The 16,498-nt window shown below is 37.8% G+C and carries 16 protein-coding genes; all 16 read left to right on the top strand.

Translation table 11 applies throughout. The features are described from left to right. Window positions 1-9 precede the first annotated feature (9 nt). The 16 genes from rnhB to cdsA all read left to right on the top strand — a co-directional run bounded on the left by rnhB (window position 10) and on the right by cdsA (window position 16,478). Window positions 10-783: a ribonuclease HII gene (gene rnhB / locus ACUXEY_RS09725; RefSeq protein WP_429599464.1), complete on the top strand. Its 774-nt coding sequence runs from the start codon at window positions 10-12 to the stop codon at window positions 781-783. A 193-nt stretch (window positions 784-976) separates the two neighbouring features. Further along, window positions 977-2,137, top strand: coding sequence for an ADP-forming succinate--CoA ligase subunit beta (sucC, locus tag ACUXEY_RS09720; RefSeq protein ID WP_016086604.1), 1,161 nt, complete (start codon window positions 977-979; stop codon window positions 2,135-2,137). A gap of 19 nt (window positions 2,138-2,156) precedes the next feature. Then, window positions 2,157-3,059, top strand: coding sequence for a succinate--CoA ligase subunit alpha (sucD, locus tag ACUXEY_RS09715; protein ID WP_000115178.1), 903 nt, complete (start codon window positions 2,157-2,159; stop codon window positions 3,057-3,059). Window positions 3,060-3,146: 87 nt separating this feature from the next. Further along, on the top strand, window positions 3,147-4,016 hold the full coding sequence (dprA, locus tag ACUXEY_RS09710) for a DNA-processing protein DprA (RefSeq protein ID WP_166702030.1): 870 nt from the start codon (window positions 3,147-3,149) through the stop codon (window positions 4,014-4,016). Window positions 4,017-4,160: 144 nt separating this feature from the next. Then, window positions 4,161-6,239, top strand: coding sequence for a type I DNA topoisomerase (gene topA, locus ACUXEY_RS09705; protein ID WP_461300567.1), 2,079 nt, complete (start codon window positions 4,161-4,163; stop codon window positions 6,237-6,239). Between the two features lie 50 nt (window positions 6,240-6,289). Next, complete coding sequence (gene trmFO, locus ACUXEY_RS09700) at window positions 6,290-7,594, top strand: FADH(2)-oxidizing methylenetetrahydrofolate--tRNA-(uracil(54)-C(5))-methyltransferase TrmFO (RefSeq protein ID WP_071716250.1); 1,305 nt, start codon at window positions 6,290-6,292, stop codon at window positions 7,592-7,594. A gap of 65 nt (window positions 7,595-7,659) precedes the next feature. After that, entirely contained in the window at window positions 7,660-8,559 is a 900-nt protein-coding gene (xerC, locus tag ACUXEY_RS09695) for a tyrosine recombinase XerC (protein ID WP_029439591.1), read from the top strand. A 42-nt stretch (window positions 8,560-8,601) separates the two neighbouring features. Then, window positions 8,602-9,144, top strand: a complete 543-nt coding sequence (gene hslV, locus ACUXEY_RS09690; RefSeq protein ID WP_000526271.1) for an ATP-dependent protease proteolytic subunit HslV — start codon at window positions 8,602-8,604, stop codon at window positions 9,142-9,144. Window positions 9,145-9,166: 22 nt separating this feature from the next. Then, complete coding sequence (gene hslU, locus ACUXEY_RS09685) at window positions 9,167-10,558, top strand: ATP-dependent protease ATPase subunit HslU (RefSeq protein ID WP_061678204.1); 1,392 nt, start codon at window positions 9,167-9,169, stop codon at window positions 10,556-10,558. 77 nt (window positions 10,559-10,635) lie between these two features. Then, window positions 10,636-11,415 carry a GTP-sensing pleiotropic transcriptional regulator CodY gene (gene codY, locus ACUXEY_RS09680; RefSeq protein ID WP_000421288.1) on the top strand — a complete coding sequence of 260 codons (780 nt, stop codon included), beginning with the start codon at window positions 10,636-10,638 and terminating at the stop codon, window positions 11,413-11,415. 350 nt (window positions 11,416-11,765) lie between these two features. Continuing rightward, a complete protein-coding gene (rpsB, locus tag ACUXEY_RS09675) occupies window positions 11,766-12,467 on the top strand; it encodes a 30S ribosomal protein S2 (RefSeq protein ID WP_000111485.1) in 702 nt (233 codons plus the stop codon). Between the two features lie 103 nt (window positions 12,468-12,570). Continuing rightward, the gene (gene tsf / locus ACUXEY_RS09670; RefSeq protein ID WP_002194822.1) at window positions 12,571-13,458 is read left to right on the top strand and encodes a translation elongation factor Ts; all 888 of its coding nucleotides are present in this window, start codon (window positions 12,571-12,573) and stop codon (window positions 13,456-13,458) included. Between the two features lie 66 nt (window positions 13,459-13,524). After that, entirely contained in the window at window positions 13,525-14,247 is a 723-nt protein-coding gene (pyrH, locus tag ACUXEY_RS09665) for a UMP kinase (protein ID WP_000042663.1), read from the top strand. Window positions 14,248-14,249: 2 nt separating this feature from the next. Next, window positions 14,250-14,807, top strand: coding sequence for a ribosome recycling factor (gene frr / locus ACUXEY_RS09660; protein ID WP_000531501.1), 558 nt, complete (start codon window positions 14,250-14,252; stop codon window positions 14,805-14,807). Between the two features lie 85 nt (window positions 14,808-14,892). Beyond that, complete coding sequence (gene uppS / locus ACUXEY_RS09655) at window positions 14,893-15,669, top strand: isoprenyl transferase (RefSeq protein WP_144614522.1); 777 nt, start codon at window positions 14,893-14,895, stop codon at window positions 15,667-15,669. Between the two features lie 17 nt (window positions 15,670-15,686). Beyond that, window positions 15,687-16,478 (top strand): phosphatidate cytidylyltransferase, encoded by a 792-nt coding sequence (gene cdsA, locus ACUXEY_RS09650; RefSeq protein WP_429599440.1) that lies wholly within the window; start codon window positions 15,687-15,689, stop codon window positions 16,476-16,478. Window positions 16,479-16,498: the final 20 nt, after the last annotated feature.

Genomic DNA, 16,498 nt, shown 5'->3' with positions numbered 1-16,498 from the left:
GTGGCATGAATGCAAAAAGTGACTATTCAAGAAGCGGAACATTTACTGCAAGAAATTATAAGTGAAGAGGACGACCGTTTTCAAATTTTAATGAAAGATGAGCGAAAAGGGGTGCAAAAGCTCATTTTGAAGTGGTATAAACAAAAAGAGTTAGCGCAAAAGGAAAAAGAAAAATTTTTAGAAATGTCTAAGTATGAAAATGCGTTACGTGAAAAAGGTCTCACATATATCGCAGGTATAGATGAAGTAGGTCGTGGACCGCTAGCTGGGCCTGTTGTGACGGCAGCTGTTGTCCTTCCGGAAGATTTTTATATTCCAGGGTTAAATGATTCGAAAAAGCTGAGTGAGGCGAAGCGAGAGCGTTTTTATGATGAGATTAAAGCACAAGCAATTGCCATTGGAGTTGGAATTGTATCACCGCAAGTGATTGATGAGATAAACATTTATCAAGCGACGAAACAAGCGATGCTAGATGCTGTTGCGAATTTATCTTGTACACCAGAATATTTATTAATTGATGCGATGAAACTCCCTACACCAATTCCGCAAACATCCATCATTAAAGGTGATGCGAAAAGTATCTCTATTTCAGCTGCATCTATTATTGCGAAAGTAACGAGAGATCGTATGATGAAAGAGCTTGGAGAAAAGTATCCTGCATATGGATTTGAACAACATATGGGATATGGCACAAAACAACATTTAGAAGCGATTGAAGCGCATGGAATATTAGAAGAACACCGAAAATCGTTTGCGCCAATTAAAGATATGATTCAAAAATAAGCTGTGTTTTCGCAGTTTATTTTTTATTTTGACATATAAACATTACTATTTTCAAAAAAGAATAAAGCGATTTCAGTTTTCTGACACTTTATTGTAGACAGCGTGCCAATCATCTTATACAATGGCAATGTAATGTTTTTTAAACATTAAAAAACTTTTCGAGTAAAACAGGAAAACAGGGGAGGATGGGACCATGAATATCCATGAGTACCAAGGTAAGGCAGTCCTTAGAAGCTATGGGGTTAGCGTTCCGAACGGGAAGGTTGCATTTACAGTAGAAGAAGCTGTAGAAGCAGCAAAAGAATTAGGAACGGATGTATGTGTAGTAAAAGCACAAATTCACGCTGGTGGACGCGGCAAAGCTGGCGGAGTAAAAGTTGCAAAAAATTTAGATGAAGTTCGTACATATGCAGAGAGCATTTTAGGAACTACACTTGTGACACATCAAACAGGTCCTGAAGGTAAGGAAGTAAAACGCTTACTTATCGAAGAAGGTTGCGATATTAAAAAAGAATATTATGTAGGTCTTGTTTTAGACCGTGCAACTTCTCAAGTTGTTTTAATGGCGTCTGAAGAAGGCGGAACAGAAATTGAAGAAGTAGCAGAGCAAACACCTGAAAAAATCTTTAAAGAATATATTGATCCAGCAGTAGGCTTACAAGGCTTCCAAGCACGCCGAATCGCATTTAACATCAATATTCCAAAAGAGCTTGTAGGACAAGCTGTGAAGTTTATGATGGGCTTATACCGTGCATTTATCGAAAAAGATTGCTCTATCGCAGAGATTAATCCACTTGTAACAACAGGTGACGGTAAAGTTATGGCATTAGATGCGAAATTAAACTTTGATTCTAATGCTTTATATCGCCATAAAGATATTTTAGAACTTCGCGATCTAGATGAAGAAGATGCAAAAGAGATTGAAGCTTCTAAATATGACTTGAACTACATTCCTTTAGATGGAAATATCGGTTGTATGGTTAATGGTGCAGGTTTAGCAATGGCTACAATGGATATCATTAAACATTATCATGGCGATCCAGCTAACTTCTTAGATGTTGGTGGCGGTGCAACAGCTGAAAAAGTTACAGAAGCATTCAAAATTATCCTTTCTGACAAAAATGTAAAAGGTATCTTCGTTAACATTTTTGGTGGCATTATGAAGTGTGATGTTATCGCAGAAGGTGTTATTGAAGCAACGAAACAAGTAGGTCTTGAATTACCTTTAGTTGTACGTCTTGAAGGTACAAATGTAGAGTTAGGTAAGAAAATTTTAAATGAGTCTGGTTTAAATATTGTTGCAGCAGAATCTATGGCAGACGGTGCACAAAAAATTGTTTCACTAGTGGGCTAATAGAAAGCGGGGGAGAAAAATGAGCGTATTAGTTAATAAAGATACAAAAGTTATTGTTCAAGGTATTACAGGTTCTCAAGGGTTATTCCACACAAAACAAATGATTGAATACGGTACGAAAATTGTCGGTGGTGTAACGCCAGGTAAAGGTGGCACTGATATTGAAGGTGTACCAGTATTTGATACTGTAGAAGATGCAGTGAAAGCAACAGGCGCAAACGCTTCAGTTGTATACGTTCCACCCGCTTTTGCGGCTGATGCAATTATGGAAGCAGTTGATGCAGAAATTGATTTAGTAGTATGTATTACTGAAGGGATTCCTGTATTAGATATGGTAAACGTAAAGAGATATATGGCTGGTAAACATACACGTTTACTTGGACCAAACTGCCCGGGTGTTATCACGCCTGATGAATGTAAAATCGGTATTATGCCAGGATACATTCATAAAAAAGGTCATGTAGGTATCGTATCTCGCTCTGGTACATTAACGTATGAGGCTGTACATCAGTTAACACAAGAAGGTATCGGTCAATCTACGGCTGTAGGTATCGGCGGAGACCCTGTTAACGGTACAGACTTTATTGATGCGTTAAAAGCATTTAACGAAGATGAAGAAACACATGCTGTAATTATGATTGGTGAAATCGGTGGTACAGCGGAAGAAGAGGCAGCTGAATGGGTGAAAGCTAATATGACAAAACCTGTTGTAGGCTTCATTGGCGGCCAAACAGCGCCTGCTGGCAAACGTATGGGCCATGCTGGTGCAATCATTTCTGGCGGTAAAGGAACTGCTGCAGAAAAGATTAAAACGATGGAAGCTTGTGGTATTAAAGTAGCGGAAACTCCAGCAGTTATGGGTGAAACGTTAATCTCTGTCTTAAAAGAAAAAGGTCTATTTGAGACTTGTAAAAACTACTAATCTTTTGAAAGACACCTTCTTGTTTGAAGGTGTCTTTTTACACACTTATTGTTTACATAATAAAAATTATGGGTAAGGAGAATTATAATGAAAAGAGAACGGTTATTGCATCTTCACTACTTATTAGCGGATCATTGGAAAGCGATTGAGAAGCTATTATACGTCGATCCAGAATTGAAGGGAATATACACTTTTAATGCAAAACAAATGGAATACTACACCGGAATATCCTCGAAAAAATCTTCAGAATTAGTAAAATTTCTTCAAAGTTCAAATCTCCCGCAATATATATCTTATTTAGAGAAAAATCGAATCTTTTACATGACTATATGGGATGAAGATTATCCCCAATTATTACGTGAGATACAAGATCCTCCCTTTGTAATATATGGAAAAGGAGAGAAGGGTTTTCTTAATAAATCGAATAAATTAGCGGTTGTGGGAACGAGAGAACCGACTTTATATGGACATGAGAGTTTAAACTTTATTTTACATCCATTATTAGAAAGGGGATGGCTTATTGTAAGTGGTTTTGCAAGAGGAATAGATACGATGTCTCATGAAATTACAGTAAGACGGCATTGCCCGACTATTGCGATACTAGGACACGGATTATCGTATATATATCCAAAAGAAAATCGATATTTATATGAAGCATGGAATAAATATATATTGTTATTAACAGAGTATCCTCCGCACTATGCACCGAAAAAATGGTATTTTCCAAAAAGGAATCGGATTATTAGTGGTATAAGTAAAGGTGTTTTAGTTGTAGAAGCGAAATCGAGAAGCGGAACACTGATTACTGCGGACCTTGCTTTAGAGCAAAATAGAGAGGTATTTGCACTTCCTGGACCTATATTTATAGATAGTGCATCAGGAACAAATCATCTAATTCAACAAGGAGCGAAACTAGTAAGAAATGCAGAAGATATACTAGAAGAGATTTTAAATTAACCTTATATTTTTATGTTTTTATTAAACAATTATTGACAAATGGTAGATAGGCACTGTATGGTATATTCATTCTTGATTGACAAAAACAAGAGAAATCAATAAGATTAATGAAGACTTGAATCCACCTCTTAAGGAGGCACTAGCATGTCAGATTACCTCGTAATCGTGGAGTCGCCTTCTAAGGCGAAGACCATTGAGAAATATTTAGGGAAAAAATACAAAGTTGTCGCGTCTATGGGACACGTTCGCGATTTACCTAAAAGCCAAATGGGGATAGAAGTAAAGAACAACTTCACCCCGAAGTATATTACCATTCGTGGTAAAGGTCCCGTCTTAAAAGATTTAAAATCAGCGGCAAAAAAAGCAAAGAAAGTCTATCTCGCGGCCGATCCAGACCGCGAAGGAGAAGCAATTGCTTGGCATTTAGCCAATACGTTAAATGTGGACGTGGAATCAGATTGCCGGGTTGTGTTTAATGAGATTACAAAAGATGCAATCAAAGAATCATTTAAACATCCTCGTGCAATTAATATGGATTTAGTAGATGCACAACAAGCAAGACGTATACTAGACCGTCTTGTTGGTTACAATATTAGTCCTTTATTATGGAAGAAAGTAAAAAAAGGATTAAGTGCAGGTCGCGTACAATCTGTAGCAGTTCGTTTAATTATCGAACGTGAAAGAGAAATTCAAAGTTTTGAGCCTGAAGAATTCTGGACAATTAAGACAGAATTTGTGAAAGGGAAAGACACATTTGAAGCAAGCTTTTACGGTGTAGATGGTGAAAAAGTTCAATTAACGAATGAAACGCAAGTGAATGAAATAATTGAACAGATGAAAGATAATGCGTTCTCAGTTGAAAATGTAGCGCGCAAAGAGCGAAAACGTAATCCTGCATTACCGTTTACAACATCTTCCTTGCAACAAGAGGCAGCGCGTAAGTTAAACATGCGAGCAAAGAAAACGATGATGCTTGCGCAGCAATTGTATGAAGGAATTGATCTTGGAAAACAAGGAACTGTCGGACTTATTACGTATATGAGAACTGATTCAACGCGTATCTCAGAAACAGCTCAAACAGAGGCACGTACTTTCATTACAGAGGCGTTTGGTACGGAATACATAGGAACAGAAAAGAAGAAAGAAACGAAAAAGTCGAACGCGCAAGATGCGCATGAGGCAATTCGTCCTACTTCGGTAATGAGAAAGCCAGAGGAACTAAAGAGTTTCTTAAGTCGTGATCAACTTCGATTGTACAAATTGATTTGGGAGCGATTTGTTGCAAGTCAAATGGCGTCTGCTATAATGGATACTGTGACAGCGAGACTCATTAATAACAATGTTCAGTTCCGTGCAAGTGGATCGGTTGTAAAGTTCCCAGGATTTATGAAGGTGTATGTAGAGTCGAAAGATGACGGTGCTGAAGAAAAGGATAAGATGTTACCACCTTTAGAAGTAGGGGAAACAGTATTTTCGAAGGATTTAGAACCGAAGCAACACTTTACACAACCGCCGCCGCGCTATACAGAGGCTCGTTTAGTAAGAACACTTGAAGAGCTTGGAATTGGAAGACCGTCGACTTACGTACCGACACTTGAAACGATTCAAAAACGTGGATACGTAGGTTTGGATAATAAACGCTTTGTTCCAACTGAACTTGGTGAAATAGTAATTGAACTTATTTTAGAGTTTTTCCCAGAAATTATTAACATTGAATTTACTGCTAACATGGAGCAAAGTCTCGATGAAGTAGAAGAAGGAAATGCGAATTGGGTAAAAATTGTTGATGATTTCTACGTAGGCTTTGAACCGCGCTTAGAAAAAGCGGAAAAAGAAATGCGTGAAGTGGAAATTAAAGATGAACCAGCTGGGGAAGACTGTGAATTATGTGATCACCCAATGGTCTTTAAAATGGGTAAATACGGGAAATTTATGGCTTGCTCGAATTTCCCAGATTGTCGTAATACAAAACCGATTGTGAAAGAAATCGGTGTTACTTGTCCGAAATGTGATAAAGGTCAAATTATTGAACGTCGTAGTAATAAAAAGAAACGTCTTTTCTATGGTTGTGGTACGTATCCAGAGTGTGACTTTGTATCTTGGGATAAGCCGATTGGCCGTAAATGTCCGAAGTGCGAAGGTATGCTAGTAGAGAAGAAGTTGAAAAAAGGCGTGCAAGTACAATGTATTTCGTGTGATTATGAAGAAGAACAACAAATGTGAGCGTAACTGCTCACATTTTTTTCGGGAAGAAAAGGAAAGGTGATAAATATATGACAACACAAGTAGTAAACGTCATTGGCGCAGGTCTTGCAGGAAGTGAAGCAGCTTACCAAATTGCAAAACGTGGTGTCCAAGTAAGATTATACGAAATGAGACCGGTAAGACAAACGCCAGCTCATCACACAGATAAATTTGCAGAGCTAGTATGTAGTAACTCGCTTCGCGCAAACACATTAACAAATGCTGTTGGTGTTATTAAAGAAGAAATGCGCTTAATGGATTCTGTTATTATTCGTGCAGCTGATGAGTGCTCTGTACCAGCAGGAGGAGCTTTAGCTGTAGATCGTCATGAATTTGCGGCAAAAGTAACGGAATATGTGAAAAACCATCCGAACGTAACTGTGATGAATGAAGAAATCACTGAAATTCCAGAAGGCCCTACTGTTATCGCGACAGGTCCACTTACGTCTCCTGATCTTTCTGCACAATTAAAAGAATTAACAGGGGAAGACTATTTTTATTTCTATGATGCTGCAGCACCGATTGTTGAGAAAGACAGCATTGATATGAATAAAGTGTATTTAAAGTCTCGTTACGATAAAGGTGAAGCGGCATATTTAAACTGCCCAATGACGGAAGAGGAATTTGACCGTTTTTATGAGGCTTTAATCGCTGCCGAAACAGTACCTTTAAAAGAATTTGAAAAAGAAATTTTCTTTGAAGGTTGTATGCCGGTAGAGGTTATGGCAAGTAGAGGAAGACAGACACTAGTATTTGGACCAATGAAGCCTGTTGGGTTAGAAGATCCGAAAACAGGGAAAACACCATATGCTGTTGTTCAGTTACGTCAAGACGATGCAGCGGGAACTTTATACAATATTGTAGGTTTCCAAACGCATTTAAAGTGGGGACCACAAAAAGAAGTGTTACAGTTGATTCCAGGACTGGAAAACGCAGAGATTGTACGTTATGGTGTAATGCATCGTAATACGTTTATTAATTCACCTAACTTACTTCGTCCAACATACCAATATAAACAACGTGACGATTTATTCTTCGCTGGTCAAATGACTGGAGTAGAGGGATATGTTGAATCGGCGGCTTCAGGATTGCTAGCAGGTATTAACGCTGCTCGACTTGTAAAAGGCGAAGAGCCGGTTGTATTACCGCCTGTAACTGCAATGGGAAGTATGGCGAATTATATTACTGCGACAAACGCGAAAAACTTCCAACCAATGAATGCAAACTTCGGATTGTTTGCACCACTAGAGAAGAAAATTAAGAAAAAAGCAGAACGTAATGAAGCCTATGCAACACGCGCTTTAGAAACGATTCAAAATTTTGTAAATATTTAGTTAAATTTCTTGCAAAGGCTACTAAGTTGTGATACGATTTAGTAGCCTTTATTGAGGTGAATTGTGTGAATGTGAAGAAATTGTTACAATTATTCGTTGGATATTTACAAATTGAAAGAAATTATTCAAAATATACAATTGCAAGTTATCAAAATGATTTAGAACATTTTGTGCAATTTATGGAGCGAGAAGGCATATCCTCTTTTTTAGATATTACATACGCGGATGTTCGTTTGTACTTAACTACGTTGCACGATGAAAAGTTAGCCCGTAAATCTGTCGCAAGAAAAGTATCGAGCTTACGAAGTTTATATCGTTTTTTGATGCGTGAAGGTTATCGGAAAGATAATCCGTTTGCACTTGCGTCACTCCCCAAAAAAGAATTGTCAATCCCAAAGTTTTTATATGCTGAAGAATTAGAGGAATTATTTGAAGTTTCTGACACGGAAACACCGCTAGGTCAAAGGAATCAAGCATTATTAGAGTTGATGTATGCGACTGGGATCCGTGTGAGTGAATGTGTCAATTTACAACTTACCGATATTGACTTCGCGGTGGGAACAATTTTAGTTATGGGAAAAGGAAAAAAACAAAGGTATATTCCGTTCGGAAGCTACGCACAAGATGCTTTAATTACTTATATAGAGAACGGGAGAAAACAGTTAGCTCACAAAACTGAAGAACATTCTCATATGGTATTTTTAAATGCGAAAGGCACGCCGCTAACAAGTCGAGGAGTACGCTATGTATTAAACGAACTCATTAAGAAGGCTTCACTGACAATGCGGATAAGTCCCCATATGTTAAGGCATACATTTGCTACACATATGTTAGATGAAGGGGCAGATTTACGTACTGTACAGGAGTTACTCGGTCATGAGAATTTGTCGACGACACAAATTTATACGCATGTCTCTAAAGAAAGATTGCGTTCTGTCTACATGAAGCATCACCCGCGGGCATAAATTGCTTTTAAAGCTATAAAAACATATAAAGGAGTTTTTTCTATGGGAAATTTCCACGCTACAACGATATTTGCAGTTCATCATAATGGAGAATGTGCAATGGCTGGAGATGGCCAAGTGACAATGGGAAATGCTGTTGTAATGAAACATACAGCTCGTAAAGTTCGTAAACTTTTCCAAGGGAAAGTTTTAGCTGGTTTTGCAGGTTCGGTTGCTGACGCATTTACTCTTTTTGAAATGTTTGAAGGGAAGTTAGAAGAGTACAATGGGAACTTACAGCGTGCTGCAGTTGAGATGGCAAAACAATGGCGTGGCGACAAAATGTTACGTCAGCTAGAAGCGATGCTCATTGTCATGGATAAAACAACGATGCTCCTTGTTTCAGGCACAGGAGAAGTGATTGAACCGGATGATGGTATATTAGCAATTGGATCTGGTGGAAATTATGCGCTTTCTGCAGGTCGTGCTTTAAAGCAATATGCAAGTGAACATTTAACAGCGAAGCAAATTGCGAAAGCGAGTTTAGACATTGCTGGCGATATTTGTGTGTATACAAACCACAATATAATTGTGGAAGAATTGTAGAATCGTAAGGGAGGCATTTTATATGCATTTACATTTTACTCCGCGTCAAATTGTGGAAAAATTAGATCAATACATTATCGGTCAAAAAGATGCAAAGAAAGCGGTTGCTGTAGCTTTAAGAAATCGATACCGCCGAAGTAAATTAGCTGAAAATCTACGTGATGAAATTGCGCCTAAAAATATTTTAATGATTGGACCGACAGGTGTTGGTAAAACAGAGGTAGCACGACGAATGGCGAAACTCGTTGGAGCACCTTTTATTAAGGTTGAAGCTACGAAATTTACAGAAGTTGGATATGTAGGTAGAGATGTAGAATCGATGGTACGTGACCTTGTGGAAACGTCGGTTCGCATCGTGAAAGAAGAAATGGTAGTTAAAGTGCAAGACAAAGCAGAGGAACAAGCGAATCAACGTCTTGTTGAAATTTTAGTGCCAAGTCCAGAGAAACAATCTGGATTTAAAAACCCATTAGAAATGTTATTTGGTGGTGCTCAAAATTCGAATCAAACATCTGATGCACAAGAAGATGTGGAAATCGAAAAGAAACGTCAAGATGTGGAAAGAAAGCTTGCTGCAGGACTTCTTGAAGATGAAATTGTATCGATTGAAGTGACTGAGCAACAGTCTTCTATGTTCGATATGTTACAAGGAACTGGCATGGAACAAATGGGAATGAATTTCCAAGATGCATTAGGAAGTTTTATGCCGAAAAAAACAAAAAAACGTAAACTTTCTGTAAAAGAAGCAAGAAAACTCTTGACAAATGAGGAAGCACAGCGCTTAATTGATATGGATGAAGTTACACAAGAGGCTGTTTATCGTGCTGAACAGCTCGGGATTATTTTTATCGATGAAATTGACAAAATTGCTGGTAAGCAGTCGAATAGCGTAGATGTATCACGTGAAGGTGTGCAACGTGACATTCTGCCGATTGTAGAAGGATCGAATGTTGCGACAAAATACGGATCAGTAAAAACGGATTATATTTTATTCGTTGCAGCTGGAGCGTTTCATATGTCTAAACCGTCGGATTTAATTCCGGAATTACAAGGGAGATTTCCGATTCGAGTAGAATTAACAAAATTATCGACTGATGATTTTGTTAAAATATTAATCGAGCCTGACAATGCGTTAATTAAACAATATATGGCTTTATTAGCGACTGAAGGTATAGAAATTGAATTTTCAGACGAAGCTATTCGTAAGATTGCTGAGATTGCTTATCAAGTTAATCAGGATACAGATAACATTGGAGCAAGAAGACTTCATACGATTATGGAGAAGCTCCTTGAAGATTTATCGTTTGAAGCATCTGAAATTACGTTAGAGAAAATAACGATAACACCTCAATACGTTGAGGAGAAATTAGCAACGATTGCTAAAAATAAAGATGTGAGCCAGTTTATTTTGTAATAGTGTCATCAGGTGACTCGCCCTAGTTTCCAAGTGATGAAAAAATATGTGAGTAACATGTAGGAGGAACTTTTGAAATGGAATTATTAGCAAAAACAAGAAAATTAAATGCGTTATTACAGAGCGCAGCAGGAAAGCCTGTAAACTTTAGAGAAATGTCTGACACAATGTGTGAAGTGATCGAAGCGAACGTATTCGTAGTAAGCCGTCGTGGTAAATTACTAGGTTATGCAATTCACCAACAAATTGAGAATGAGCGTATGAAACAAATGCTTGCAGAGCGTCAATTCCCAGAAGAGTATACACAAAGCTTATTCAACATTACAGAAACATCTTCAAACTTAGATGTAAATAGTGCTTACACAGCATTCCCAGTAGAAAATAAAGAATTATTCGGTCAAGGTTTAACTACAATCGTACCAATCGTTGGTGGCGGTGAGCGTCTAGGTACACTAGTGTTAGCTCGTCTTGGTCAAGAGTTCTTAGACGATGATTTAATTCTTGCTGAGTACAGCTCAACTGTTGTAGGTATGGAAATTTTACGTGAGAAAGCAGAAGAAATCGAAGAAGAAGCACGTAGTAAAGCTGTTGTTCAAATGGCGATCAGCTCATTATCTTACAGTGAATTAGAAGCAATCGAGCACATCTTCGAAGAGTTAAATGGAACAGAAGGTTTACTTGTTGCAAGTAAAATCGCTGACCGCGTAGGAATCACTCGTTCTGTAATCGTAAATGCACTTCGTAAATTAGAGAGTGCTGGTGTAATTGAGTCGCGTTCTTTAGGTATGAAAGGAACATACATTAAAGTATTAAACGACAAATTCTTACATGAACTTGCTAAATTAAAAACAAACTAATTTATAAAACTCTCCTCATTTTTTGAGGAGAGTTTTTTGTGTATAAGAGATTGATGTTGTTTGTAAATAGCGTCATAATCGTGTTTTTTGGAAAAGCTATGAATTGAATTTCGCTTTTTTGCTTAAAGGAAATACAGGTTGGTAATACTAGAATTCGAGTGTGAACAAAGAAAGTTTTACATTGTTCGCATTTTCGACTTGCTTGTAATATTTCAGTATGATATAGTAAGCAGTGGTGTCAGTACAAAGTACACACGTTTACAGATTTAAGTGTTGGTGCTACGTTTGTAGTTTCGCTTAGAGATGAAGTAAACGGAGGATATCAAAAACCATTTAGGAGGAACTATATTATGTCAGTAATTTCTATGAAGCAATTGCTTGAAGCTGGTGTTCATTTCGGACATCAAACTCGTCGTTGGAACCCAAAAATGAAGCGTTACATTTTCACAGAGCGTAACGGTATCTACATCATCGACTTACAAAAAACTGTGAAAAAAGTTGAGGAAGCTTACAGAACGATGCGTGACATCGCTGCTGAAGGCGGAGACATCTTATTCGTAGGTACTAAAAAACAAGCACAAGAAGCTATTAAAGAAGAAGCAACTCGTGCTGGTATGTACTTCGTTAACCAACGTTGGTTAGGTGGAACTTTAACAAACTTCCAAACAATCCAAAAGCGTATCAAGCGTCTTAAAGACATCGAAAGAATGCAAGAAGATGGTACTTTCGAAGTACTTCCTAAGAAAGAAGTTGTTCAACTTAAAAAAGAGTTAGAGCGTCTTGAGAAATTCTTAGGCGGTATTAAAGATATGAAAGGTCTTCCAAGTGCATTATTCGTAGTAGACCCTCGTAAAGAGCGTATTGCAGTTGCTGAAGCACGCAAATTACACATTCCAATCATCGGTATCGTTGATACAAACTGTGATCCAGACGAAATCGATCACGTTATCCCAGCAAACGATGATGCAATTCGTGCTGTAAAACTTCTTACATCTAAAATGGCAGACGCGATCCTTGAAGCAAAACAAGGTGAAGAAACTGTTACTGCGTAACAAAGTTGGAAAGGTGATAAGGGGTTCGGCCTTTTATCACCTTTTTTAAGGTATAAACACCTTTATTAAAGGTATAAATACATATTTTAGGAGGATGAAAACTATGGCAATCACTGCACAAATGGTAAAAGAATTACGTGAAAAAACTGGCGCAGGTATGATGGACTGCAAAAAAGCTTTAACAGAAACTAATGGCGACATGGAGAAGGCAATTGACTTCTTACGTGAAAAAGGTATCGCGAAAGCTGCTAAAAAAGCAGACCGCATCGCTGCTGAAGGTTTAACTTTCATCGAAACAAACGGTAACGACGGTTTAATCTTAGAATTAAACTCTGAAACTGATTTCGTTGCGAAAAACGAAGGTTTCCAAACATTAATTAAAGAATTAGCTGCTCACTTATTAGCTAACAAACCAGCTAACGTTGAAGAAGCTATGGCTCAAACAATGGAAAACGGCAAAAAAGTAGAAGAGCACATCAACGAAGCAATCGCTAAAATTGGTGAAAAACTTACACTTCGTCGTTTCGAAATCGTAACAAAAACTGATGCAGATGCATTCGGTGCTTACCTACACATGGGTGGACGCATTGGTGTTCTAACAGTTCTTGAAGGTTCTACTGATGAAGCAGCTGCTAAAGATGTAGCAATGCACATTGCAGCAGTTAACCCTAAATACATCGACCGCGATGCTGTAACAGCTGAAGAAGTTGAGCATGAGCGTCAAGTATTAACACAACAAGCATTAAACGAAGGCAAGCCTGAAAAAATCGTTGCAAAAATGGTTGAAGGCCGTCTTGGCAAATTCTTCGAAGAAATTTGCTTACTTGACCAAGCATTCGTTAAAAACCCTGATATGAAAGTTCGTCAGTTCGTTGAGTCTAAAGGCGGAACATTAAAAGGATTCGTTCGCTACGCTGTTGGTGAAGGTATCGAAAAACGCGAAGACAACTTTGCTGAAGAAGTAATGAACCAAGTAAAAGGTAGTAACTAATACAGATTAGGGAACACATTGTGTTCCCTTTTTTAAAATAAAGATGTAAGCAATTGGAGGTTCATTATGAGTAAACCGAAATATAATCGTGTCGTTTTAAAGCTGAGTGGAGAAGCTTTAGCTGGCGAGCAAGGATTTGGAATTAACCCAGCTGTTATTAAATCAGTTGCGGAACAAGTGAAAGAAATTGCAGAACTTGATGTAGAGGTTGCTGTTGTTGTTGGTGGCGGTAACATTTGGCGTGGGAAAATTGGAAGTGAGATGGGCATGGATCGTGCAGGAGCAGATTACATGGGCATGTTAGCGACAGTTATGAATTCATTAGCTCTTCAAGATAGCTTAGAGAACATCGGAATTCAAACTCGCGTACAAACTTCAATTGAAATGCGTCAAGTGGCAGAGCCTTACATTCGTCGTAAAGCAGTTCGTCACTTAGAGAAGAAACGTGTTGTAATCTTTGCAGCAGGTACAGGTAATCCATACTTCTCTACAGATACAACAGCAGCATTACGTGCGGCAGAAATTGAAGCAGACGTAATTTTAATGGCGAAAAATAATGTAGATGGCGTATACAATGCGGACCCATCTATTGATCCAACAGCTACGAAATACGAAACGCTTACTTACTTAGATGTATTAAAAGAAGGTTTAGGTGTAATGGATTCTACAGCTTCTTCTCTATGTATGGATAATGATATTCCATTAATTGTATTCTCAGTTATGGAAAAAGGTAATATTAAACGTGCCGTTTTAGGCGAAAATATCGGAACAGTTGTAAGGGGGAAATAAATATGGGACAACAAGTATTGAAGTCTTCAAATGAAAAAATGGAAAAAGCAGTTGCTGCTTATTCTCGTGAATTAGCAACAGTTCGTGCTGGCCGTGCAAATGCGTCAGTATTAGATAAAGTACAAGTTGATTACTATGGTGCACCAACACCAGTTGTGCAATTAGCGAACATTACAGTTCCAGAAGCACGTTTACTTGTAATTCAACCTTATGATAAAACTTCTATCGGTGATATCGAAAAAGCAATTTTAAAAGCAGATTTAGGCTTAAACCCTTCTAATGACGGAACTGTAATTCGTATTGCATTCCCTGCATTAACTGAAGAGCGTCGTCGTGATCTTGTTAAAGTTGTGAAAAAATATGCTGAAGAAGCAAAAGTTGCTGTTCGTAACGTACGTCGTGACGGTAACGATGATCTTAAGAAGCTTGAAAAAGCTGGCGAGATTACAGAAGATGATTTAAGAGGATATACTGAAGATATCCAAAAAGAAACAGATAAATATATTGCAAAAGTTGACGAAATCGCAAAAAACAAAGAAAAAGAAATCATGGAAGTGTAATAGCGATACTTTCGCAAATATGACCCTCTTCTTAAGGGGGTCTTTTTACACTTTTAGGCATACGTCTGCTTGCTGGAGGGTATGAATGATGTTTAAAAACTTTCCTTTTTTTAAAAGTAAAAAGGTCGCATCGTTTGATCATCTCGTTGAAGAAGTGAAAAAAGGATATATCCCAGAACATATTGCCATTATTATGGATGGTAATGGAAGATGGGCAAAGAGGAGAGCGATGCCTCGTATTGCGGGACATCATGAAGGCATGCAAGTTGTAAAGAAAATCACAAAATTTGCAAGCAAACTTAATGTGAAAGTATTAACTCTTTATGCTTTTTCAACTGAGAACTGGAAAAGGCCGAAAAAGGAAGTTGACTACTTAATGAGGCTTCCAGAAGAATTTTTAGGTACTTTTTTACCAGAATTGATTGAAGAGAACGTACAAGTCCGAGTAATAGGACAACAAGATCGTCTTCCTACGCATACACGCAGAGCGATGGAGAAGGCCATGGAAGATACGAAAGAGAATACGGGATTAATTCTTAATTTCGCGTTAAACTATGGAAGTCGAGATGAAATCGTTTCTGCTGTGCAACATATGGTGAAAGATAGTGAGGAAGGGAAAATTCGTGTTGAAGATGTAAGTGAAGAAATGCTTTCTTCCTACTTAATGACGAGTTCTTTACCTGACCCAGAGTTGTTAATCCGTACGAGCGGAGAGCTACGTATTAGTAATTTCATGTTATGGCAAATTGCGTATTCGGAATTTTGGTTTACAGATGTGTATTGGCCGGATTTTACCGAAGAACATTTGCTAAATGCGATTACAGACTTTCAACATAGAGGGCGCAGATTCGGAGGCGTGTAGAAAGAGAGGGTTTGGTAGTGAAACAGAGAATTATTACTGGAGTGGTTGCTGCCGCGCTATTCATTCCCATCGTAATTTACGGTGGCGTGCCTTTTACGGTTTTAGTGTATGCACTTGCTTCTATAGGTTTATATGAATTAATTCGTATGAATAAGCTTACGCTTATTTCAGTACCAACAGTTTTAGCTGCAGCATTATTATGGGTTATTTTAATTCCAAGTAGTGCATCAGAACTGTTTACTTGGATTGGATTAGGTAAATTAGAAATCACATTTGTGATTGTTTTATTACTTTTATCATATACAGTCCTTTCTAAGAATACATTTACTTTTGACCATGCTTCCTTTTTACTAATGGCAACAACATATGTTGCAATGGGATTCCTATATTTGAATGAAACGAGAATTTTAGGAATTAAATATGTGTTTTGCGCATTATTTGTTATATGGGCTACGGATTCAGGCGCATATTTCGTAGGAAAAGCATTAGGAAAAAGAAAATTATGGCCAGAAATTAGTCCGAATAAAACGATTGAAGGTTCATTAGGCGGTATCGTTTGTGGGATTGTTGTGGCACTTGTTTACAATATGTTCTTCCCAGTTGAGGCTAATGTAGGGATTTTAATTGTGTTGACAATTATCATTTCTATTTTTGGACAAATTGGTGATTTAGTACAATCTGCATTTAAACGTCATTATGGCGTAAAAGATTCAGGTACAATTTTACCTGGACATGGTGGTATATTAGATCGAACAGATAGTTGGTTATTCGTTTTACCAATTCTCTACTTCTTATTACAATACAATTAATGAATGAACGAGGGGTTGGA

This window comes from Bacillus sp. F9_6S_D1_P_5 (assembly GCF_054823925.1).
This window is presented reverse-complemented; position numbering and strand designations above follow the sequence as displayed.

What these genes read in the sequence shown, in the direction of transcription:
- rpsB (WP_000111485.1), top strand. Translation starts at nt 11,766, where the DNA reads ATGTCAGTAATTTCTATGAAGCAATTGCTTGAAGCTGGTGTTCATTTC.
- sucD (WP_000115178.1), top strand. Translation starts at nt 2,157, where the DNA reads ATGAGCGTATTAGTTAATAAAGATACAAAAGTTATTGTTCAAGGTATT.
- pyrH (WP_000042663.1), top strand. Translation starts at nt 13,525, where the DNA reads ATGAGTAAACCGAAATATAATCGTGTCGTTTTAAAGCTGAGTGGAGAA.
- uppS (WP_144614522.1), top strand. Translation starts at nt 14,893, where the DNA reads ATGATGTTTAAAAACTTTCCTTTTTTTAAAAGTAAAAAGGTCGCATCG.
- frr (WP_000531501.1), top strand. Translation starts at nt 14,250, where the DNA reads ATGGGACAACAAGTATTGAAGTCTTCAAATGAAAAAATGGAAAAAGCA.
- hslU (WP_061678204.1), top strand. Translation starts at nt 9,167, where the DNA reads ATGCATTTACATTTTACTCCGCGTCAAATTGTGGAAAAATTAGATCAA.
- dprA (WP_166702030.1), top strand. Translation starts at nt 3,147, where the DNA reads ATGAAAAGAGAACGGTTATTGCATCTTCACTACTTATTAGCGGATCAT.
- trmFO (WP_071716250.1), top strand. Translation starts at nt 6,290, where the DNA reads ATGACAACACAAGTAGTAAACGTCATTGGCGCAGGTCTTGCAGGAAGT.
- hslV (WP_000526271.1), top strand. Translation starts at nt 8,602, where the DNA reads ATGGGAAATTTCCACGCTACAACGATATTTGCAGTTCATCATAATGGA.
- rnhB (WP_429599464.1), top strand. Translation starts at nt 10, where the DNA reads ATGCAAAAAGTGACTATTCAAGAAGCGGAACATTTACTGCAAGAAATT.
- sucC (WP_016086604.1), top strand. Translation starts at nt 977, where the DNA reads ATGAATATCCATGAGTACCAAGGTAAGGCAGTCCTTAGAAGCTATGGG.
- tsf (WP_002194822.1), top strand. Translation starts at nt 12,571, where the DNA reads ATGGCAATCACTGCACAAATGGTAAAAGAATTACGTGAAAAAACTGGC.
- codY (WP_000421288.1), top strand. Translation starts at nt 10,636, where the DNA reads ATGGAATTATTAGCAAAAACAAGAAAATTAAATGCGTTATTACAGAGC.
- topA (WP_461300567.1), top strand. Translation starts at nt 4,161, where the DNA reads ATGTCAGATTACCTCGTAATCGTGGAGTCGCCTTCTAAGGCGAAGACC.